Annotated in this window: 15 protein-coding genes; 11 read left to right on the forward strand and 4 right to left on the reverse strand. The window is 62.4% G+C overall.

Features of this window, described 5'->3' with window-relative positions; all coding sequences use genetic code 11:
• From E5678_RS00660 to E5678_RS00675, 4 genes are read left to right on the forward strand one after another with little or no spacing between them, the layout of a single operon-like run.
• Positions 1–549, forward strand: a complete 549-nt coding sequence (locus tag E5678_RS00660) for a YfiR family protein (protein WP_136176746.1) — start codon at positions 1–3, stop codon at positions 547–549.
• Positions 546–2,816 carry a response regulator gene (locus E5678_RS00665; RefSeq protein ID WP_136176747.1) on the forward strand — a complete coding sequence of 757 codons (2,271 nt, stop codon included), beginning with the start codon at positions 546–548 and terminating at the stop codon, positions 2,814–2,816. Before E5678_RS00660 ends, E5678_RS00665 begins: the two co-directional genes overlap by 4 nt.
• Positions 2,813–3,199 (forward strand): response regulator, encoded by a 387-nt coding sequence (locus E5678_RS00670; protein WP_136176748.1) that lies wholly within the window; start codon positions 2,813–2,815, stop codon positions 3,197–3,199. The genes E5678_RS00665 and E5678_RS00670 overlap by 4 nt, the downstream gene beginning before the upstream one ends.
• Positions 3,192–6,944 (forward strand): response regulator, encoded by a 3,753-nt coding sequence (locus tag E5678_RS00675; RefSeq protein ID WP_136176749.1) that lies wholly within the window; start codon positions 3,192–3,194, stop codon positions 6,942–6,944. The genes E5678_RS00670 and E5678_RS00675 overlap by 8 nt, the downstream gene beginning before the upstream one ends.
• Positions 6,945–6,960: 16 nt before the next feature.
• On the opposite strand, the gene E5678_RS00680 is transcribed toward E5678_RS00675, so the two are convergent.
• Positions 6,961–8,535, reverse strand: a complete 1,575-nt coding sequence (locus tag E5678_RS00680; protein ID WP_136176750.1) for a benzoate-CoA ligase family protein — start codon at positions 8,533–8,535, stop codon at positions 6,961–6,963.
• A 336-nt stretch (positions 8,536–8,871) separates the two neighbouring features.
• Between E5678_RS00680 and E5678_RS00685 the strand changes: the two genes are divergently transcribed.
• From E5678_RS00685 to E5678_RS00715, 7 genes are all read left to right on the forward strand, one after another.
• A complete protein-coding gene (locus E5678_RS00685) occupies positions 8,872–9,789 on the forward strand; it encodes a helix-turn-helix transcriptional regulator (RefSeq protein ID WP_247596984.1) in 918 nt (305 codons plus the stop codon).
• Positions 9,790–9,927: 138 nt separating this feature from the next.
• The gene (gene boxC, locus E5678_RS00690) at positions 9,928–11,583 is read left to right on the forward strand and encodes a 2,3-epoxybenzoyl-CoA dihydrolase (RefSeq protein ID WP_136176752.1); all 1,656 of its coding nucleotides are present in this window, start codon (positions 9,928–9,930) and stop codon (positions 11,581–11,583) included.
• Between the two features lie 134 nt (positions 11,584–11,717).
• Positions 11,718–13,145 carry a benzoyl-CoA 2,3-epoxidase subunit BoxB gene (gene boxB / locus E5678_RS00695; protein ID WP_136176753.1) on the forward strand — a complete coding sequence of 476 codons (1,428 nt, stop codon included), beginning with the start codon at positions 11,718–11,720 and terminating at the stop codon, positions 13,143–13,145.
• Positions 13,146–13,413: 268 nt separating this feature from the next.
• A complete protein-coding gene (boxA, locus tag E5678_RS00700; RefSeq protein ID WP_136176754.1) occupies positions 13,414–14,721 on the forward strand; it encodes a benzoyl-CoA 2,3-epoxidase subunit BoxA in 1,308 nt (435 codons plus the stop codon).
• A gap of 199 nt (positions 14,722–14,920) precedes the next feature.
• Entirely contained in the window at positions 14,921–15,553 is a 633-nt protein-coding gene (gene upp / locus E5678_RS00705) for a uracil phosphoribosyltransferase (protein ID WP_136176755.1), read from the forward strand.
• Positions 15,554–15,772: 219 nt separating this feature from the next.
• The gene (locus E5678_RS00710; protein WP_136176756.1) at positions 15,773–18,307 is read left to right on the forward strand and encodes an FtsX-like permease family protein; all 2,535 of its coding nucleotides are present in this window, start codon (positions 15,773–15,775) and stop codon (positions 18,305–18,307) included.
• A gap of 190 nt (positions 18,308–18,497) precedes the next feature.
• Positions 18,498–18,908 (forward strand): group II truncated hemoglobin, encoded by a 411-nt coding sequence (locus tag E5678_RS00715; protein ID WP_136176757.1) that lies wholly within the window; start codon positions 18,498–18,500, stop codon positions 18,906–18,908.
• A gap of 77 nt (positions 18,909–18,985) precedes the next feature.
• Here the strand turns inward: E5678_RS00715 and E5678_RS00720 are convergent, their stop codons facing one another.
• The 3 genes from E5678_RS00720 to radC all read right to left on the reverse strand — a co-directional run bounded on the left by E5678_RS00720 (position 18,986) and on the right by radC (position 20,938).
• Positions 18,986–19,198: a hypothetical protein gene (locus tag E5678_RS00720; RefSeq protein ID WP_136176758.1), complete on the reverse strand. Its 213-nt coding sequence runs from the start codon at positions 19,196–19,198 to the stop codon at positions 18,986–18,988.
• A gap of 369 nt (positions 19,199–19,567) precedes the next feature.
• Positions 19,568–20,212, reverse strand: a complete 645-nt coding sequence (locus E5678_RS00725) for a Smr/MutS family protein (protein WP_136176759.1) — start codon at positions 20,210–20,212, stop codon at positions 19,568–19,570.
• A gap of 33 nt (positions 20,213–20,245) precedes the next feature.
• Positions 20,246–20,938 (reverse strand): DNA repair protein RadC, encoded by a 693-nt coding sequence (radC, locus tag E5678_RS00730; protein ID WP_136176760.1) that lies wholly within the window; start codon positions 20,936–20,938, stop codon positions 20,246–20,248.
• Between the last annotated feature and the right edge of the window lie 117 nt (positions 20,939–21,055).

A 21,055-nucleotide genomic window follows, 5' to 3' on the forward strand; every position in this document is an offset into this window, starting at 1 on the left:
ATGGCGCACCTCGTCACCCTTCGGGGGGTTGCAGTGGGGCTTCTGGCTTTGCTGGGCTGCCTCGCGGGCCCGGGCGTGGCTCGGGCGGATGCCGTGAGCGAAGCGGCGGTCAAGGCGGGCTTTGTTTTCAATTTCATCAAGTTCACGCAGTGGCCCAATGCCAAAGAAGGCGATCGTTCGCCGCTGCAGGTTTGCGCCGTTGATGCCAATCCCCTCGATGGACAGCTGGCTGCGCTGAACGGGCGGCCGGTCGGTGCGCGTGCGATCGAAGTGCAGGTTCAGGTGCCCGCCACCGATCTGAAAACCTGTCAGGTGCTGGTCTTTTCTGGCGCCGACACCAACCGGATCGACACCGTGATCCGCGGGTTGGGCAATGCGCCTGTGTTGACCATCGCCGATGTGCCGGGCTTTGTGCAGGTCAACGGCATGATCGGCATGCGCCTGGAAGACAACCGCGTGCGCTTTGACGTCAACCTGGGCGCTGCCCAGCGTGCCGGGTTGCAGCTCAACAGCCAAATGGTGCAGCTGGCCGGGAGGGTGCTGCGATGAAGAACTGGCGCGACTGGTCCATTGCCCGAAAACTGGGGTGGCTGCTGGCCTTCAACACCGGCGTTGTGGTGCTGGTGGTGGCCATGGTCTTTACCGTGGGGACCGCCTTCAGCCGTTTTGTCGAGGCGCGCGAACAGGTCAGCGCGCTGGCGGGCATGGTGGGTGAAAACGTTCGAGCCGCACTGGCCTTTGACGATCCGGACAGTGCCTTGCGCACCCTGCAGGCCTTGCAAAGCAAAGAAGAGGTGGCTGATGCCGTCTTGACCAATGCCAAGGGTGAGGTGTTTGCACAGGTGTCGTTTCAGGACGACGAGGACAACGACACGCTGGAGTCGCTGGTCCGGCTTTTCTCCGGCGGAAAGATCAAGGTCTCGCACCAGATCGTGGATGGGTCGGTGCCATTGGGACGCGTGGATTTGTCGATTCGCCTGTCGGCCATCTGGATCGAATTGGTTCGGGGTTTGCTGCAGATGACATTGATTGCCGTGAGTCTGGGTGCCCTGGCGGTTTTGCTGGGAACCCGGTTGCACCGTTTCCTGAGTGTGCCCATTCTGGATCTGGCACGGGTGTCCAATGAGGTCTCACGGGAACAGGATTTCTCGCTCCGCGCGGTCAAGGTGGCCAATGACGAGGTGGGTGCACTGGTGGATGGGTTCAACGGCATGTTGTCCGAAATTGAGGCCCGCGACGAGGCGCTGCGCCAGGAGCGGGCGACCTTGGAGCAGCGGGTGGAACAGCGCACGGCAGACCTTTCACAGGCCATGGAGGAGGCCGAACGGGCCAACCGGGTCAAATCGGAGTTTTTGTCCACCGTCAGCCATGAACTGCGCACCCCTTTGACGGCCATTGCGGGATCGATCGGGCTGTTGTCGGGCGGCGCCCTTGGGGCATTGCCTCCCGCCATTCAGGGCATGCTGGACATTGCCCAGAAGAACAGCCAGCGCCTCACATTTTTGATCAATGACTTGCTCGACATGGAGAAGCTGCTGGCGGGCAAATTGCATTTCGACATGGTCGGCCAGGAGCTCATGCCCCTGGTGGAGCAGTCGCTGGCGGACAACCAGGCTTACGGTGGCCAGTATGGGGTGCGCTATGTGCTCGCCCGGAGGCTGAATGGGGTGAGTGTGGAAGTGGACGCTCAGCGCCTGCAGCAGGTGATGGCCAATCTGTTGTCCAACGCGGCAAAATTCTCGCCGGCAAATGCCGTTGTGACGGTGGAGGTGGGAATGCATCAGGGCCGGGTTCGGGTGTCTGTGCACGACAAGGGCGAGGGTGTGCCCGCTGAGTTCCAGACCCGCATCTTTCAGAAGTTTTCGCAAGCCGACGCTTCCGACACCCGCCAGAAAGGTGGCACGGGTCTGGGTCTGGCCATCACGCGCGAGCTGGTGGAGCGCATGGACGGTGAAGTGGGTTTTTACTCTGACACCGGCCAGGGCGCCTGCTTCTACTTTGAATTGCCGCTCTGGAATCCTTACCTGTCTCGCCCTGCGCCCATACCCGCCCTGGCGGGGCTGGACAACAGGCCACGGGTGTTGGTGGTGGAAGACGACACCGATGTGGCCGACCTGTTGTCCATGATGCTGCGGGAGGCCAATTACAGCGTGGATATCGTGGTCTCCGGTGCCGAAGCCCTGGCCTATGCCAGGCGCAAGCCCTATGCGGCGATCAGCCTGGATTTGCGCCTGCCCGACGGCTCTGGTCTGGACGTGATCCGGACCCTGCGCGCCGAGCCGGGGACGGCTTTGATGCCCATCGTCGTGGTGGCAGCCAAGATGGATGAGGGCCGGCGCGAGCTGGGTCGTGATTTTCCGGGCATCGAGTGGCTGGCCAAGCCCATCGATCAGGCCGCGTTCATCCGGGCAATTGATCGGTCCATTGATCCTGACGCCAAGCCATTGACGCGGGTGCTGCATGTGGAGGACGACCGCGAACTGCACGAGGCCGTTCGAGAAATGGCGGGGCGTGGGTTTGAGTTTGCACTGGCGGTCACTTTGCGCGAGGCTCGGGCCCGTGTGGCCTTGCAGCAGTTTGATGTGGTGATCCTGGATCTGGCCTTGCCCGATGCGTCGGGGTGGGCCTTGCTGCCCGATATCCGGGCCAACCAGCCAAATGCCCGGGTGGTGGTGCTCACCGGCACCTATGTCGATCCAGATCTGGTTGAACAAGTGGATACTGTGTTGCACAAGTCCAAGGTTTCACCACAGGCCTTGCTGGAGGCCATGGGAGCCGATCGACAAACCTCAAGATGGGGAGAACTGATGCCATGAATACTTTAAAGCGCTTGCTGTACGTTGAAGACGAGCCCGATATTCGTGCGGTGGCGCAGGTCGCACTTCAGCACATTGGCGGTTTTGAACTCAAGGTGTGCGAGTCGGGGGAGCAAGCCGTGAGGGAAGCGGTGGCTTTTGCGCCCGATATGGTGCTGCTTGACGTGATGATGCCCGGCATGGACGGCCCCGGTACCTTGCGGGCCCTGCGAGCGCTGCCTGAGTTGCGCGCTGTCCCGGTCGCCTTCATGACCGCCAAGGTTCAACCCAATGAAGTCGCCGAGTTCATAGCGATGGGCGCGGTTGACGTGATCGCCAAACCCTTTAATCCCATGACGCTGGCCGATCAGGTGCGCGCATTGTGGGAGCACCACCATGGCTAATACGTCGGGGCCGCAGGGTTCTGGCGTCGACGTGTCCGAGGCCCTCAGGGCGCTGCGGACCCAGTTCCTCGCCCGTTTGCCTGGACGTCTGAATGACGTTCAGCGCATGTGGGATGAGCTGTCGACCCGTCCCTGGTCTCAGGTGCAGGCAGAGACGCTGCACCGGGCGGTTCACAGCCTGACCGGCACGTCGGGCACCTTTGGGCTGAAGGTTTTTTCGGGCGCATCGAGGCAGTTTGAATCCCGGTTGCACGCAGCGCTGGAGCGCAGGCATGTGCCGCTTGAGACCGAATGGTCGGCTTTGCATCTGGCCCATCAAAACCTGTGTTCCGCCCCCCATGATGTCCTGGTGTTGGAGCAGCCAGAGGCGTTTCAAACCCCTGCGGCGGCAAACACGCCTCCGGCCGGCGGAGCGGTGGGCGTGGCAACGGATCGCTGGCGCGTTTTGCTGGTGGACGATGACGAGGCGGTGCTCGCGGTTCATGCGGCTGTCTTGCGACAGGCCGGCATGGAGGTTTTGGCGTTGACCCGGCCAACAGAAACGATTGAAGCGGTCAAGCGATTTGAGCCCGACGTCGTATTGCTGGACGTGTACATGCCCGAGTCCAGCGGGCCCCAGGTAGCGGCCGCTTTGCGGGAGATGGAAGACTGGTTGCATCTGGCCATCTTGTTCCTGTCCAGTGAAACCGATCTCACCCAGCAGTTGCTGGCGCTGGACTTGGGGGGCGATGACTTCCTGATCAAACCGGTGCAGCCCGCCCATCTGGTGGCCGCGGTGAACGCGCGCGCCCGGCGCGCCCGGCACAACCTCAGCGTTCAGCGCCGTTTGCAGACCGCGCTGTACGAGCGGGAACGCGAGCACTTGGCGCTGGATCACCATGCGATCGTGTGCATCACCGATGTGGGTGGTTTTCTGACCTATGCCAACGACCGGTTTTGCGAAGTGAGTGGGTACCCGCGAGGCGAGCTCCTGGGGCAGCACATGAGCCTGCTGAGATCGGGAGAGCATCCGCCAGCCTTTTTTGAACACCTGCGGCAAGAGATCCAGGCTGGCCGGGTGTGGCAGGGGGAAGTCTGCTCACGGCGCAAAGATGGCCGTTTGATCTGGTTGGCTTCCACGGCCACGCCGTTTATGGATGCCCTGGGCAAGCCTTACCAGTTCGTGAGCATCCACACCGACATCACGCACATCAAGGACGGGCAGGCGACGTTGAAACGCCAACGTGATCTGCAGCGCGTGATTGGTGAAGCCGCTGCGAGCATGGTGGCGGCTGAGGCGCCTGAGCTCATGCCCACCATTCAGGAGGCCTTGCAAGCCAGCGCAGAGCAGTTGAACGCGGACCGAGGGTATCTGATTCTGTTTTCCCGTGACGGCAGGCGTGTGAATCGGCTGATGGGGTGGGATGCACCGAGCCAGAAAGCATTGCAGATCGGGGTGCTCAACCAGGCATTCCCGAGCGAGGGTTCTGCGAAAGATTGGCTGGAACAGAAGTCGTCGTGGCTGGTCGGTCAGTTCCTGAGTCTCAACACGTTGTTGATTCCGGACGCGCAATCGCTGGGGCAAGCTGCGGCAGCCGACGCCGCCTACCTGCTGAAGATGGGGGTGCGGGCGTTGATTGCCGTGCCTCTCACTGTTCAGGGACAGCTGGTTGGTTTGCTGGGCTATGGATGTGCTCACTCGCGGCCCGATTGGCTGGCGCCTGAGGTCGATGCGCTCAAGGTCTTGAGCGAGGTGATCGGCAGCGCGCTGGCACGCCGGCGGGTAGAACGCGCCCTGCGGGAAAGCGAGTCGAGGCTGCATTTTCTGGTGGCGGCCAGCCCCGTGACGATTTACACCTGCTCGGTGACCGCTCCGCACGCGCTGACCTATGTCAGCCCCAACCTCACACGGCTCACCGGCTATGAGCCTGAGAAGTTCCTGCAGCAAACCCGTTTCTGGTTGAGCCATATCCATCCGGAGGATCGGCGCCGCGTGGTTGAGCAGTTGCCCAAACTCTGGGCAGATGACGTGCACCAGCAGGAATACCGGCTGCGCACGCAGGATGGCAATTACCTGTGGGTGCACGATCAGTTGCGTTTGGTGCGCGACCTGGCCGGGGAGCCCCAGGAAATCATTGGCTACTGGATGGACATCACCGAGCGCAAGGGTTATGAGGATGCCCTGTCGACGTTCAACGACGAGCTTGAGCATCAGGTGCAGTTGCAGACGCGCTCGGTGATCGAAAGCGAACGCATGGCCCGCGCGACGCTGGATGCCCTGAGTGCACGCGTGGTGATCCTGGATCACCACGGCGTGATCCTGGCAGCCAACCGGACATGGGCAGAGTTTCGCCAGGGACAAGCCGGGTTCGAGCCCGCCGCAGAGGGTCAAAACTACCTGGAGCTGTGCGACCGCCTGTGCGACACCGGGACCACTGCGGGCAAGCCCATCGCGACAGGCATTCGGCAGTTGATCGCCGGCGAACTCGACGAATTTTTTCACGAATACGTGGTCGAGGGTGGCGTTGATCCGCGTTGGTTTGTGTGCCGTGTGGACCGTTTTCCGGGCCAGGGCGATGTGCGGGTGGTGGTGTCTCATGAAGACATCACCCTGTTGAAACTGAGTGAGCGGCAGCAGATGCGCTCGCAACGGCTGGAAAGCCTGGGTACGCTGGCGGGTGGGGTGGCCCATGACCTGAACAATGCGCTTGCGCCCATCTTGATGGGCATGGAGGTTCTGAAAGAAGACTACCCGGGCGAAGCGAACGTCTTGAGCATGATCCAGGCCAGTGCGCGCCGCGGTGCCGATATGGTGCGGCAACTGCTGGCTTTTGCCAAAGGTGCCGATGGTGAGCGTGTGGTCCTTGATGCGGCCCAGCTGGTTCACGAAGTCGAGAGCTTGATGCGGGGCAGTTTCCCCAAAAATATCCAGCTGGTGGTGAACTGCGAACCCTTGTTGCCCGGTGTGCTGGGCGACTCTACCCAGTTGCATCAGGTGCTGCTGAACCTGTGTGTCAATGCCCGCGACGCGATGCCGCAGGGCGGGACGTTGGGCTTGTCTGCCGACTGCTTCCATGTGGATGCCGCTTTCGTCAGGCTCGCTCCAGAGGCCCGCGAAGGGCGCTATGTGAGGCTGCAGATCATCGACAGCGGAGCCGGCGTCGCGCCTGAGATTCTTGACCGCATCTTTGATCCGTTTTTCTCCACCAAGAGCCTGGACAAGGGGACTGGTCTGGGTTTGTCGACCGTCGTGGGTATCGTCAAGGGCCACAAGGGATTTTTGCAGGTCCAGTCAAAAGTGGGTGAAGGATCGAAATTCTCCTTTTACCTGCCCGCCCATGAGATGACGGCGGTGGTGGCGGTTGAACCCATTCAGGAGGCGCCTTTCGTTGGTGCCGGGGAGCAGGTTCTTTTTGTGGACGATGAGCCCGCGGTCCGCGATATGGGGCGAGCGGTTCTGACCCGGCTCCAACTGGCCCCTATCCTGGCGACCGATGGTGCGGACGGGCTGGTCAAAGCCACGCAACACCAACACAGCTTGCGCGCGGTGATCACCGACATGCACATGCCTTTCATGGATGGGCTGGCCTTTGCCCGCAGCTTGCGGCGCGGCTTGCCTGACATACCGATCATCGTGTGCAGCGGGCGCCTGGACGAGACGGTGGCGGCCGAGTTTCAGTCGCTGGGCCAGACGGTGCGGCTGGACAAACCCTTCACGGAAGTGCAGCTGACGGCCGCATTGCGCATGGTCTTGAAACCAGCCTGACCCGGCCTGTCCCGGTTTACCTCGGGCTCGCCTGGTTATCGCGTTCGCGCAATTTGAAGCGTTGAATTTTGCCGGTTGCTGTTTTCGGCAGCTCGGCCACAAATTCGATGAATCGGGGGTACTTGTAGGGCGCGAGCTTCTCCTTCACAAAGGTCTGCAGTTCACCCTCGGTGGCTTTCTGGCCGGCTTTGAGCACCACATACGCCTTGGATTTGGTCAGGCCTTCTTTATCCAGTTTGCCGATCACGGCCACTTCCAGCACGGCCGGGTGTTGCATCAGGGTTGATTCCACTTCAAATGGGCTGACGTAGATGCCGCTAACTTTGAGCATGTCGTCGTTGCGGCCCGCGTAGGTGTAGTAGCCGTCGGGATCGCGCGTGTATTTGTCGCCGCTTTTGGTCCAGATCCCCTGAAAGGTATCGAGGCTTTTGGCTCGATTGTTCCAGTACAGCAGGGCGGCGCTGGGCCCGGCAATGTAGAGGTCGCCGATCCGGTTGGGCCCGGTGATGACGCTGCCGTCTTCGTCGCGCAACTGCACGTCATAACCGGGCACGGCTTGCCCGGTGGTGCCGTAGCGAACTTCGCCCGGCCGGTTGGACAAGAAAACGTGCAGCATCTCGGTGCTGCCAATGCCGTCAATGATCTCGCAGCCAAACTGTGCGGTCCAGCGTTCGCCGATGTCGCGCGGCAAAGCTTCGCCGGCCGAGGAGCACAGGCGCAGTGCTACCTGCTCGCGCAGAGGCAAGTCGGGACTGGCCAGCATGCCGCCATAGCCGGTGGGTGCGCCGTAAAAAACAGTGGGCCGCTGCCCGATCAGGCGTTTGAAGACCGCTGGGGGTGTTGGCCGTTCGGCCATCAGGATCACCGTGGCGCCCACGCTCAAGGGGAAGGACAGTGCGTTGCCCAACCCGTAGGCGAAGAACAGTTTGGCGGCCGAGAAAACGGTGTCGTTCTCCCGCAGATCGAGAACGCCTTTGCCATACAGCTCAGCCGTCCAGTAGAGACTGGCTTGGGTGTGCACCGTGCCTTTGGGTGCACCGGTCGAACCGCTGGAGTACAGCCAGAATGCGGGTTCGTCACCATGGGTGTCTGCGGGCGCCGTGTCTGCGGTCTGCATTGCAAGGTACGGGGCCATCTCAATGGTGCCGTGGGGCAGGGGCCCGTTTGCCTGGGAGACCAAGGTGTGCTGGAGTTCGTGGGCCTGGTGGCCCATGGCCGCCTGCAAAACGGGCAGCAGGGCGCCTGAGACCAGGGCCGCCTGGGCGCGGCTGTTGGTCAGCATGTAGCCGTAGTCCTGAGCGGTGAGCAGGGTGTTGACACACACGGGCACAACACCCGCATGCAGCGCCCCCAGAAAGCTCACGACCCATTCGTTGCAATCGTGCATGAGCAAGAGCACCCGGTCTTCGCGCCGCAACCCCAGCGCCTTGAGCGCCGCGGCCATGCGTTGCACCTGTTCGGCCAGTTGTCCATAGGTGAGCGTGCCTTGGTCATCGATCAAAGCCACCTTGCCAGAGCGCTCTGCGTTGAGGTCGATGAGGTGGCGCGCAAAATTGAAACGCTCAGGTGGAGCGGCTGGAGACTTGTTCATGGGGTTGTTCCTCGGACCAGGGTGAGTAGGGACTCAGAAGCGCAAGACCGCGCTGCACGGCGCCAGGACCACCAGCGGCGCCGTGGCGGTCTGCCCGTGACCGGCGAAATGATCGGGAGACAAGGGGGTGTGGTCCATGGGTGGGTCGGCGCAGAATAAAAAGAGCGGGAGACTTGTTGGATTCCCGCCATTGGCGCTATAAATGCATTATCTTGCGCCTGTCGAATGATGCATTAAAGTGCATGTTTTGGCGCAAGACAAGCCCTCCTAGGGTTTTCACCCAGCCAAGCCGTGCCCATGAAAGACCCCGTGATTTTGGAAACCAGCGCTTCCGCCATGCCTCCAGCAACGCCGCCCGACGAAGCGGTGCGCCACCCGTTTTTGGTCGCGCTGGGCGAGCGTGTGCGTACCTTGCGGTCGCGCCGGGGCATGACCCGAAAAGCCGTGGCCCAGGCGGCAGATGTTTCCGAACGCCACCTCGCCAATCTGGAATACGGCACGGGCAATGCCTCCATCCTGGTGTTGCTGCAGGTTGCGGGCGCCCTGCATTGCTCGCTCACGGAGCTGCTGGGTGATGTCACGACGTCGTCGCCGGAGTGGCTGCTGATCCGTGAGTTGCTGGAGCACCGCAACGATGCGGATCTGCGCCGAGCCCGCACCGCCCTAGGCAGCCTGTTCGACGGGGCCAGCTCCAGCGCCGGCGGAGATGTTGACCGGCGCACCCGCATCGCGCTGGTGGGTTTGCGTGGCGCGGGCAAGTCCACGCTGGGCCGGCACCTGGCAGACGACCTGGGTTTTGCTTTCATTGAGCTCAGCCGGGAAATCGAGCAGTTCGCCGGGTGCAGCATCCATGAAATCCACGCCCTGTACGGAACACCGGCCTACCGGCGGTACGAGCGCCGGGCACTGGAAGAGACGATCCAGTTGTACCCCGAGGTGGTGATCGCCACGCCGGGCGGCCTGGTGTCGGATGCGGCCAACTTCAACCTCCTGCTGGGCCATTGCCGCACCGTCTGGTTGCAGGCCGATCCGACCGATCACATGGCCCGCGTGGCCGCGCAAGGTGATTTGCGGCCCATGGCCGCCAGCCAGGAGGCGATGGAAGATCTCAAGCGCATTCTGACGGGTCGGTCGGCGTTTTACGCCAAGGCCGATCTCAGTTTCAACACGAGTGGTCTGATCGAAGCCCAGGCGATCGAAGGACTGCAGACCCTGGTTCGCCAAAGCTTGATCCATTCGAAGGTGGATGCATAAAAATGCACACGCATTCAAAAACTGCATTATTATTCATGTTCGTTCGGTGAGAGCACGACTGAGGTCTGTTCTGTAGCCGGCGCGCATTCAGGTTGCTCCGGCTGTGTCCCGAGCGCCCAGGCCCTACAGGAGACATTGATGACCCTCACCACTGTTGATTACCGTACCGATCCCAGCCAGTACCACCACTGGACGCTCAGCGTTGACGGCTCCGTGGCCACGCTGGCGGTCGATATCGATGAAGACGCCGGTATTCGGCCCGGGTACAAGCTCAAGCTCAACAGCTACGATCTGGGGGTTGATATCGAGTTGTACGACGCGCTCAACCGCATCCGGTTTGAACACCCCGGTGCACGCTCGGTGGTGGTGACCAGCCTGAAGGACCGCGTGTTCTGCTCCGGCGCCAACATCTTCATGCTGGGCCTGTCTACACATGCCTGGAAGGTGAACTTCTGCAAGTTCACCAATGAAACCCGAAACGGCATCGAAGACAGCAGCCAGCATTCGGGCTTGAAGTTCCTGGCCGCGCTCAACGGCGCCTGTGCTGGCGGTGGCTACGAGCTGGCGCTGGCGTGCGACGAAATCCTGCTGGTGGACGACCGGTCCAGCGCCGTGAGCCTGCCCGAGGTGCCCTTGCTGGGCGTGTTGCCGGGCACAGGGGGGCTCACCCGCGTGACCGACAAGCGCCATGTGCGCCACGATCTGGCCGACATTTTTTGCACCACCAGCGAAGGCGTGCGTGGCAAAAAAGCGGTGGACTGGCGGCTGGTGGATGCCGTGGTCAAACCGCAGCAATTTGCTGCGACCGTGCAGGAGCGCGCCTTGCAGCTGGGCCAGAAGAGCACGCGCCCGGTGGATGGCAAAGGGGTGGTCCTGCCGCGCCTGGAGCGCACCGACAGCGCCGATGGCATCGCCTATCAGTACGTCAATGTCGCCATCGACCGCGCCAAGCGCAACGCCACGATCACCGTTCAAGCGCCCTCAGGCACGCAACCCACCGATATCGCAGGCATCGAAGCCGCTGGTGCGGCCTGGTATCCCTTGAAAATGGCGCGTGAACTGGATGACGCCATCCTTTGTATGCGCACCAACGAGCTCGACGCGGGCACCTGGCTGCTCAAGACCGAAGGCGATGCGGCCGCCGTGCTCGTCAACGATGCGTTGATGCTCACCAACAAAGACCACTGGCTGGTCAATGAAACCATTGGTCTGATGCGCCGTACCTTTGCGCGCCTGGACGTCTCTTCGCGCAGCCTGTTTGCCTTGATCGAGCCAGGCTCCTGTTTTGCGGGCTCGTTGGCTGAACTGGCCTTCTGCGCCGATCGAGCCTACATGCTGGCCCTGCCTGACGACCCCGGGCAAGCGCCCAAGCTGCAGTTGAGCGAGTTCAACCTGGGCTTGCTGCCGATGGTGAACAACCAGTCGCGCTTGCAGCGCCGCTTCTATGAAGAGGCGGCTCCGATGGAAGCCGTTCGCGGTGCGGTGGGTCGAGTGCTGGACGCGGATGCTGCATTCGATCTGGGCTTGGTCACCGCCGCGCCCGATGACATCGACTGGGATGACGAGATCCGCATGGCGCTGGAAGAGCGCGCGGCCATGTCGCCCGATGCCCTCACCGGTCTGGAGGCCAACCTGCGCTTTGCGCAGAAAGAAAACATGGCCACACGCATCTTCGGTCGCCTAACCGCTTGGCAGAACTGGATTTTCCAGCGGCCCAACGCGGTCGGCGAAAAAGGCGCGCTCAAGGTTTACGGCAAGGGCGAGAAGGCCGTTTTCGATATGAACCGCGTTTGACGCGCCCCCCGCGCCGCGCTGCGCGCCTCACCCCTCCCAGGGGGCGATGCGAGTGGCCCGGCGAAGCCGGTTCCACCGCATCCCCGATGGAAGCCACTCCCATCCAACATTGACCCACCCGCAGGAGACCCGCCATGTCAAGCATCAACTACAGCGACAAAATTCCCAACAACGTCAACCTGAGCGAAGACCGCACCTTGCAGCGTGCGCTGGAACACTGGCAGCCCAATTACCTGCAGTGGTGGCAGGACATGGGCCCCGAGGGTTCGCAGAACTTTGATGTCTATCTGCGCACCGCTGTCAGTGTTGACCCGCAAGGCTGGGCACAGTTTGACCACGTGAAGATGCCCGACTACCGCTGGGGCATCTTCCTGAATCCGGCGGAGCAAGACCGGAAAATTCATTTTGGTGACCACAAAGGCGAAAGCGCCTGGCAAGACATCCCCGGCGAACACCGCGCCAACCTGCGCCGCATCATCGTCACCCAGGGCGACACCGAGCCAGCTTCGGTCGAACAACAACGCCACCTGGGCCTCACCGCCCCCAGTCAATACGACCTGCGCAACCTGTTCCAGGTCAACGTGGAAGAAGGCCGCCACCTGTGGGCCATGGTGTATTTGCTGCACAAATATTTTGGCAAAGACGGTCGTGAAGAGGCCGAAGCTTTGCTGGAGCGCAACAGTGGCAACGCCGACAACCCGCGCATCCTGCAGGCCTTCAACGAGAAGACACCCGATTGGTTGAGCTTTTTCATGTTCACCTATTTCACTGACCGCGACGGCAAGTTCCAGCTCTGCGCCTTGGCCGAATCCAGCTTCGATCCGCTGGCGCGCACCACCAAGTTCATGCTCACCGAAGAAGCCCACCACATGTTTGTGGGCGAAAGTGGCGTGGGCCGCGTGATCAACCGCACCTGCGCGGCCATGAACGAGTTGAAGACCGATGACGTGGGCAAGCTGCGCACGGCGGGCGTGATTGATTTGCCCACTATCCAGCGTTACATCAACTTCCATTTCAGCGTCACGATCGACCTGTTCGGTGCCGACGAATCGAGCAACGCGGCCACCTTTTATTCGACAGGCCTCAAGGGCCGCTACGAAGAGGGCAAACGCGCCGACGACCATGTGCTCAAAGGCGATTCGTACAAAGTGCTCAACATCGTGGACGGCAAGCTTGTTGAAAAAGAGGTGCCCATGCTCAACGCTTTGAACGAAGTGCTGCGCGACGACTACATCAAAGACAGCGTGGGCGGCGTGGAGCGCTGGAACCGCCTGATCGAAAAGGCCGGTGTTGACTTCCGCCTGAGCGTGCCACACAAGGCCTTCCACCGCAGCATTGGCGCCCTGTCGGGCTCCAAAGTGTCACCCGACGGACGCGTGTTGAGTGAACAAGAATGGAGTCAGCGCAAAGACGAATGGCTCCCAAGCGATGCAGACCGCGCCTATGTGGGGTCGCTCATGGGGCGTGTGGTCGAACCAGGGAAGTTCGCCAACTGGATCGCGCCGCCCGTAATAGGCATCAACCGCCAGCCGGTGGATTTTGAGTACGTGCGCTTCGCTTGATTTGGGCTCCCCCCGCGCCGCGCCTGTGGCGCGTCACCCCCCAGGGGGCGATGCTTGCGGGCCGGGAAACCCGGACCCGCGGCATCCTGGGTTCAGCCACGCGCTCCGGGGGGGCGTGTGGTGTTCTTCTGTGTTGCTCCGCTCACTTGGGAGCATGGGTTGGGGTGACTGGCGCAATGGCGTCAGGGAGGAGCCGGCCCAAGTGGCACCACGAAGTCACCACAAACCAGACAATAGAACCTTCTCAAAGTAGCACCGGAGACCCGAGATGAACGCCCCTGTGGAAGCCGCTGTGATCAAGCAGCATCTGATCGACCCCGAAATCTGCATCCGCTGCAACACCTGCGAATCGATTTGTCCGGTGGGTGCGATCACGCACGATTCTCGGAACTATGTGGTGGATGTGGACAAATGCAACTGGTGCAACGACTGCATCTCCCCTTGCCCCACCGGCTCCATCGACAACTACCGCAAGACCATCAAGGTCCAGGCGTATTCGCTCGAAGCGCAACTGGGGTGGGACGAGTTGCCTGCGGAAATCCCAGCGGCTGAACTCGCGGCCATGGTGGGTGCTGACCTGGCGGTTGAAGGCACCGATGTCGAGACCGAGACCAAGCCTGTGACCATGGCGGCTCCGATGGTGGCCACTGCCTCGGATGATGCGGTCTTCCAGGCCGCGGCTTTGGGCGCAACCGTTCCCCCCTGGAGTGCCGCCCACCCCTACACCAACCTGTACGGGCCCAAAGCCCAGCAAAAAACCATTGCCGCCACGGTGACCGGCAATGTGCGCGTGACCGAGGTGGGCCACCAATACGACACCCACCACATCGTGCTCGACTTTGGCTCATTGCCGTTCCCCGTGCTGGAAGGTCAGAGCATTGGCGTCGTCCCGCCCGGGCTGGACACCAATGGCAGGCCCCATGTCGCCCGGCAGTACAGCATTGCCAGCCCGCGCAATGGGGAACGGCCCGGCTACAACAACCTGTCGCTCACCATCAAGCGGGTGCTGGAGGACCACCAAGGGCAAGCCGTGCGCGGCGTGGCGAGCAATTTCATGTGCGACCTGAAAGTGGGCGACAAGGTGGAGGTGATGGGGCCTTATGGCACCAGTTTCCTGATGCCCAACCACCCGCGGTCCAACATCGTCATGATTTGCACCGGAACGGGCAGTGCGCCCATGCGCGCCATGACCGAATGGCGCCGCCGCCAGCGTGCTTCGGGCAAGTTTGAATCAGGAAAGCTGCTGCTGTTCTTTGGTGCGCGCACGCAGGAAGAGTTGCCGTATTTTGGTCCGCTGCAGAACCTGCCCAAAGACTTCATCGATATCCACCTGGCGTTCAGCCGCACGCCGGGCGCCCCCAAACGCTATGTGCAAGATGCCATGCGCGAGCGCGCGGCCGATCTCGCCGTGCTGCTGCAAGACCGCAATACCTGCATTTACGTGTGTGGTCTGAAAAGCATGGAGGAGGGGGTGCTGCTGGCTTTGCGCGACGTGGCCATCAAGGCAGGCCTGAGCTGGAACACCCTGAGCACTTCGCTCAAAAACGAGGGGCGGCTGCATCTCGAAACGTATTGATGCTGCCGGGCAAGCTTCCAGCGGACGCAGCGGGGAGCGTGCAGCCGCACCCAGGGTGGCGTGATCGCTTGAGGGTGTGGGCGTGCAGGCACTGTGGGGACCGCCTAAACTCGGGGCATGCTGGAAGCTGATGCTGTGCCGCCTGGGGCGGCTCGCAAGCTTTCCGAACCTTGATTCCTCCTTGAAAGCACGCCCGTCCATGCCCCGCGAAGTCCACATCATCGACCATCCCCTGGTGCAGCACAAACTCACGTTGATGCGCCGCAAAGACACCAGCACCAAGAGCTTCCGCGAGCTGGTGCACGAAGTCAGCGCCTTGCTGGCCTATGAGATCACCCGCGATATGCCCATGCAGGAAATCGAAATCGAGACCCCGCTGGAAAAAATGAAGTCGCGCGTCATCGATGGCAAGAAGGTGGTACTGGCTTCCATCCTGCGTGCAGGCAACGGATTCCTGGACGGCATGCTGCAGGTCATTCCCGGCGCTAGAGTGGGCCATGTGGGCCTGTACCGCGACCCCAAGACACTGAAGGCCGTTGAGTACTATTTCAAGATGCCGAGCGAGATGGACGAGCGCGACGTGATCGTGCTGGATCCGATGCTGGCCACCGGCAATTCGGCCGTGCTCGCCGTGGACCGGCTGAAGCAGACGAATCCGCGCTCGATCCGTTTTGTTTGCCTGGTCACCTGCCCCGAGGGTCTGAAAACCTTCCACGACGCTCACCCGGATGTACCGGTCTACACCCCTGCGGTGGACCGTGGCCTCAACGAACACGGCTACATCGTGCCGGGCCTGGGCGACGCGGGAGACCGCATCTTTGGCACGAAGTAGAAGCTCCCCCTGCGCCGCGCCTGCGGCGCGTCACCCCCCAGGGGGCGATGCTGGCGGCCCGGCAAAGCCGGTTCCGCGGCATCCTGAGCCAAGCCCCCCACCTCACACCGGTCGGCGTACTCTGGGTCACTGAGCGGCTGTTGAACCTCTGTGTGTGAACTTGCTCCCATATTGGGCCTGCATCCACAGGCCCAATGCACATGCGCTATCGTTAACCCCATGACTTCACAAGCCCCTTCTTTCTGGCACATTGGCTGGCGTTCATTGACGCGTGACTGGCGGGCTGGCGAGTTGCGCTTGCTGTTGCTGGCGGTCACGTTGGCGGTGGCAGCGCTCACTTCCGTGGGGTTTTTTGCGGATCGCCTGCAGGGTGGCCTGGCGCGCGACGCCAAGTCCTTGATCGGGGGCGATGCGGTGCTCAGCAGCGACAACGCCACGCCCGAAGCCTTCATCCAGCGGGCCCGTCAAGAAGGCTTGAAGAGCACGCAAACCCTCAGTTTTCCGACCATGGGCCGGGCGCCCGATGCCCTCGGCGGGGCGGCCAAGCTGGTGGCGCTGAAAGTGGTTGACACGGGTTATCCGCTGCGCGGCAGCCTGCGGGTCAGTGAAGGGCCCGGTGCGGTGGACGTCCCCACGCGCGACATCCCTGCGCCCGGGTCCGCCTGGGTCGACGCAGCCTTGCTGGTGTCGCTGGATCTGAAGATCGGCCAGCCCCTGATGCTGGGCGACACCCAGCTCACGGTCTCCCGCATCATCGTGGTGGAGCCCGATCGGGGTGCGGGCTTCATGAGCTTCGCTCCCCGCGTGATGATCAACCAGGCCGATCTGGCGGCCACCGCACTGGTGCAGCCCGCCAGCCGCCTGAACTACCGCCTGGCGGTGGCTGGGGACAACGTGGCTGCCGTCAAGCGCTACGTTGACTGGGCCAAGGCCGAGGTGGAAAAGCCCGGCGTGCGTGGCATGCGGCTGGAATCGCTGGATGGCGGGCAGCCCGCGATGCAACAAACGCTGGAACGCGCTGAAAAATTCCTGAATCTGGTGGCCTTGCTGGCCGCCTTGCTGTCGGCCGTGGCTGTGGCCATTGCGGCGCGCGGCTTTGCACAACGGCACCTGGACGATTGCGCGATGCTGCGCGTGCTGGGCCTGTCGCAGGCCACCATGACGCGGGCTTACACACTGGAATTTGTGCTGGTGGGTCTGGGCGCGAGCGCGTTGGGCGTGGCGCTGGGTTTTGGCTTGCACTACGTCTTTGTGCTGTTGTTGGCGGGGTTGGTGGAGTCCGCCTTGCCTGCGGCCACCATCTGGCCAGTGCTGCTGGGCCTGGGCATGGGGCTCACGCTGATGCTCGCTTTTGGCCTGCCTCCGGTTTTGCAATTGGCGCAGGTTCCGCCACTGCGCGTGATCCGGCGCGATGTGGGCGAGTTGAAACCGGCCACGCTGGCTGTGCTGGGTTTGGGCGTGGCGGGTTTTGGAGCGCTGCTGCTCGCGGCCAGCCGTGATTTGACGCTGGGCTTGATCGCCGTGGGCGGTTTTGCGGCGGCCGTGGCGATTTTTGCATTGGCCAGCCTGGGGGCTGTCAAGCTGTTGCGCAAGAGCGTGAACGAAACCACCGCGCCCCGAGCCCTGGTCCTGGCCACGCGCCAGCTCTCAGCGCGCCCTGCGTACGCCGTGGTGCAAATCAGCTCACTGGCCGTGGGTTTGCTGGCGCTGGTGTTGCTCGTGTTGCTGCGCACCGATCTCGTCGCCAGCTGGCGCAATGCCACGCCGCCCGATGCACCCAACCGTTTTGTGATCAATGTGCAGCCCGATCAGGGCGACGACTTTCAAAAAGCCTTGCGCGATGGCGGTGTGAAAAATTTCGACTGGTTTCCCATGATCCGGGGTCGGCTGGTCGCGGTGAACGGCAAAGGTATCACCTCTGAGGACTACGAGTCCGACCGCGCCAAACGACTGGTGGACCGCGAGTTCAACCTCTCGCACACCGCGCAGCGTCCTGAGCACAACCAGATCGTGCAGGGCCAATGGGTGGGTGACGAACCCGACGCGGTGAGTGTGGAGGAGGGGCTGGCCGAAGAGCTGGGTTTGAAGCTGGGCGACCGGCTGGGCTTTGACATCGCGGGTCAGCGAGTTGACGGGCGCATCACCAATTTGCGCAAGGTCGACTGGGGCTCCATGCGGGTGAACTTCTTTGTGTTGTTCCCGCTCGCGCAAATGCCCGATGTGCCCGCAACTTACATCAGCGCATTCCAGGCGCCGCAAGGCAATGCCCAGTTCGACAACCAGCTGGTGCGCCAGTTTCCCAACATCACCAATGTGGACATGAGCCAGACCATCGCACAGGTGCAGCGCGTCCTGGGGCAGGTGATTCGCGCAGTGGAGTTCCTTTTTGCCTTTGCACTGGCCGCCGGCCTGATTGTCTTGCTGGCCACCATCACCGCCACCCGCGGCGAACGCGAGCGGGAGTTTGCCGTGTTGCGGGCGGTGGGCGCAGGATCGAAATTGCTGCGCAATGTGCAGCGCATCGAATTGGCCGGCGTGGGCGTTTTGGCGGGCTTCCTGGCCTCGGTGGTGGCCATGGCCGTGGGCTGGGCTTTGGCAAAATACGTTTTCCAGTTCGCCTGGCAGCCTTCTTTGTGGGTGCCGCTTCTGGGCAGCGCTGCCGGGGGCGCTTTGGCGCTGGCTGCGGGCTGGTGGGGGCTGCGCAGCATTTTGCGCACCCCAGTGGTCGAGACGTTGCGCCGAGCGAGCGTTTGATCCCCCGCGCAGACTTCGCCGTGCCTTGCAGGCCGCGGCGGTGTCAGAGACACGGCCTCTTCGGGCAATCCAAGTCTGCGCAGGCAGACCTGGCGCCGCAGCCCTCAGCCCCCCAAGGGGGCGCCACTGGAGGCCCGGAAAAGCCGGTTCCACAGTGCCCCGGGTTTTAACTTCCCCTCGTTGACTGACCATGACTTCTGCTGAAATTCCTGCGCAACCCGCGACACCTTTTGAATGGATGGGTGGCGAACCAAAGGTCCAGGCCTTGGTTGATCGTTTTTACGACCTGATGGACATCGAGCCCGCATATGCCGAGCTGCGCACCGTACACGGCACAACGCTGGACGATGCGCGGCAGAAGTTATTCTGGTTTTTGTGCGGTTGGCTGGGCGGCCCTGCGCTCTACGAAGAGCGCTTCGGCCACCCCCGCCTGCGCATGCGCCACATGCCATTCAAAATTGGCATCCAGGAGCGCGACCAATGGGTGGCGTGCATGGACCAGGCCATGGGCGAAACAGAGGTGCCCGCTGACTTGCGCGCTCGGCTCAAAGAGAGCTTTTTCGGGACGGCGGACTGGATGCGGAACGCCCCTGGGGCTTAGGGCTCCTCAGCGGTGGTGTTCGCTGTCCCGGAACGCTCGATCTGCGTTCAGGGCAAAAGGCTTGTGGGCTGGTTTGTTCAGGCTTGCTGGCACAGCGCTTCAGGGCTGACCCAGCGCAGGCCGCCGCGGGGCCATTCCACCAGGACGCCTTGGCGGGTCTGTGTCAAAACCCGCCCATCCACACGGTCTGCGGTCGCAGACACCGTGCGATCGGCTTCGTCCAGCAGGTTGACGCGAGCACCCTCAGGGAAATGGGGTGTCTGGAACAGCGATTTCAAAAACTTCAACATGGTTTACTCCTGCAATACACGCCCGCCAACCCTTGTGTGTTGGACGGGACCTTGAGCGCTGGTGATGTTGTCCAGCGCCATGTGCCTATATTAGGGTAAACCCTAGATTTACGTTACTTTATTTCATGAATAAGAAACATTCTTCAGAATGATGTTTGGGGCGTGACGAGGATGCCTGCCTGCTCGTGGGCTTTGAAAGCGGCTTCAAGTTGGCGATCACGGCGTTGAATAGGTCATGGGCAGTCCTAGGTGATGCCCTGCAAGCTGTCTCGGATGCCGTGTCGCTTGCGGGGAAGCGTGATTCCCGATGTGTAACCAGGTAACCGTGTTACCGTTTTGTCCGGATGGTGACGTGTTGCTGTCGGCGATTCAGCGCTGGCTGGGGCGCAACAAAACCACCAAGGCGCCGGCCCCGCCCTCGGCCGGCCGCGCCTGCACAAACGCCAGCACTTCTTGTTTTTGCACCAGCCAGCGCAGCACGCGGCCTTTGAGCACGGGGGTGCGCCCGGGAGAGCCCAAGCCTTTGCCATGCACCACCCGAATGCACCGCAGCCCTTGGGCGTGGGTTTCCCGGATAAAGCGCCCCAGCGCTTCTCGGGCCTCATCCGTGCGCAGCCCATGCAAGTCGATGTGGCGCTGGATGCTCCAGCGGCCTTCGCGCAGCTTGCGCACCACGTCAAAGCCCAGGCCCGGCGTGCGGTAGCTGAGCAACTCATCCGTGTGGAGCAGGGTCTCTACATCAAAATCGTCAGACAACGCTTCGCGCATGACGGACTGTTCATCGGCCATCCGTTGCAGGGGCTCGGGTTCGACCGGTGTGGTGGCGTGTTTGACCCGTTGCGCGACGATGAGCGGCTGCACAGGCCCCACCGCAAGCTCAAACAGGCGGCGCTCATGGTCTTCCCGGATGGCTTGCAGGCGAGCCGCCTCCAGAGCCGCGGCCACGGCGGCTGCGCGATCGGCGAGCGCTTTGCGCAGCGGCAAGAGGTCAGCGAAGGCGCGCACGGTTTCCATGCGACGCATTGTCGCGCAGCCAGCGTTGCTCTGTCAGACCAGGCCCATTTCCGCCATCGAGGCGGCTTGATCCCGTGTGACGATGAAATGGTCGAGCACGCGCACGTCCACCAGCGACAGCGCCGCTTTGAGCGACTGTGTGAGCGCTTCGTCGGCTCTCGAGGGTTGGGCTGTACCGCTGGGGTGGTTGTGGGCGAGCACAACAGCAGCGGCGTGGTGGTGCAAGGCGCGCAACACCACTTCTCGCGGGTAGACACTGGTCTGGCTGAGGGTGCCGCGAAACAGTTCTTCCATCGCGAGCAAGCGGTTCTGGCTGTCCAGGAACAGCACGGCGAAGACTTCATGGGTGCGGGCACCCAGCTGCAGCTGCAGATACTCGCGCACCGCCCTGGGGCTGTCGAACAGCGTTTTCTCTTGCAGCACTTGCGCCAGGGCGCGGCGGGACAATTCCAACACGGCGACCACTTCGGCACGCTTGGCTGGTCCAAGGCCTTTGATGACCTTGAGGCCGTCGGCGCTGGTGTGCAGCAGGCCCCCAATGCCACCGAAGGTGTCCAGCAGCTCCTGTGCCATGTGCAACACGCCCTTGCCGGCGATCCCTGTGCGCAGCAAGATGGCCAGCAGCTCGGCATCCCCCAACGCCGCGGGACCACGGGCGAGCAGCTTTTCTCGCGGGCGCGCGTCGTGTGGCAGGCTCTTCAGCCCGGTACTGGCAAGGCCATTCATCTGTTTTCTCCCTGGTTGCCCCAGGTTTTTACAATAGGCCTTTGCCCGGTGCTTGTGATCCATTACCCAGGTGGTGGAATGGCCACACGGCAAGCCCCCTTTTTCACCCTCGAGTTC

This window comes from Hydrogenophaga sp. PAMC20947 (genome assembly GCF_004795855.1).
In the GTDB taxonomy this organism is placed as follows: Bacteria; Pseudomonadota; Gammaproteobacteria; order Burkholderiales; family Burkholderiaceae_C; genus Hydrogenophaga.

What these genes read in the sequence shown, in the direction of transcription:
- E5678_RS00660 (WP_136176746.1), top strand. Translation starts at nt 1, where the DNA reads ATGGCGCACCTCGTCACCCTTCGGGGGGTTGCAGTGGGGCTTCTGGCT.
- E5678_RS00665 (WP_136176747.1), top strand. Translation starts at nt 546, where the DNA reads ATGAAGAACTGGCGCGACTGGTCCATTGCCCGAAAACTGGGGTGGCTG.
- E5678_RS00670 (WP_136176748.1), top strand. Translation starts at nt 2,813, where the DNA reads ATGAATACTTTAAAGCGCTTGCTGTACGTTGAAGACGAGCCCGATATT.
- E5678_RS00675 (WP_136176749.1), top strand. Translation starts at nt 3,192, where the DNA reads ATGGCTAATACGTCGGGGCCGCAGGGTTCTGGCGTCGACGTGTCCGAG.
- E5678_RS00680 (WP_136176750.1), bottom strand. Translation starts at nt 8,535, where the DNA reads ATGAACAAGTCTCCAGCCGCTCCACCTGAGCGTTTCAATTTTGCGCGC.
- E5678_RS00685 (WP_247596984.1), top strand. Translation starts at nt 8,872, where the DNA reads ATGCCTCCAGCAACGCCGCCCGACGAAGCGGTGCGCCACCCGTTTTTG.
- boxC (WP_136176752.1), top strand. Translation starts at nt 9,928, where the DNA reads ATGACCCTCACCACTGTTGATTACCGTACCGATCCCAGCCAGTACCAC.
- boxB (WP_136176753.1), top strand. Translation starts at nt 11,718, where the DNA reads ATGTCAAGCATCAACTACAGCGACAAAATTCCCAACAACGTCAACCTG.
- boxA (WP_136176754.1), top strand. Translation starts at nt 13,414, where the DNA reads ATGAACGCCCCTGTGGAAGCCGCTGTGATCAAGCAGCATCTGATCGAC.
- upp (WP_136176755.1), top strand. Translation starts at nt 14,921, where the DNA reads ATGCCCCGCGAAGTCCACATCATCGACCATCCCCTGGTGCAGCACAAA.
- E5678_RS00710 (WP_136176756.1), top strand. Translation starts at nt 15,773, where the DNA reads ATGACTTCACAAGCCCCTTCTTTCTGGCACATTGGCTGGCGTTCATTG.
- E5678_RS00715 (WP_136176757.1), top strand. Translation starts at nt 18,498, where the DNA reads ATGACTTCTGCTGAAATTCCTGCGCAACCCGCGACACCTTTTGAATGG.
- E5678_RS00720 (WP_136176758.1), bottom strand. Translation starts at nt 19,198, where the DNA reads ATGTTGAAGTTTTTGAAATCGCTGTTCCAGACACCCCATTTCCCTGAG.
- E5678_RS00725 (WP_136176759.1), bottom strand. Translation starts at nt 20,212, where the DNA reads ATGGAAACCGTGCGCGCCTTCGCTGACCTCTTGCCGCTGCGCAAAGCG.
- radC (WP_136176760.1), bottom strand. Translation starts at nt 20,938, where the DNA reads ATGAATGGCCTTGCCAGTACCGGGCTGAAGAGCCTGCCACACGACGCG.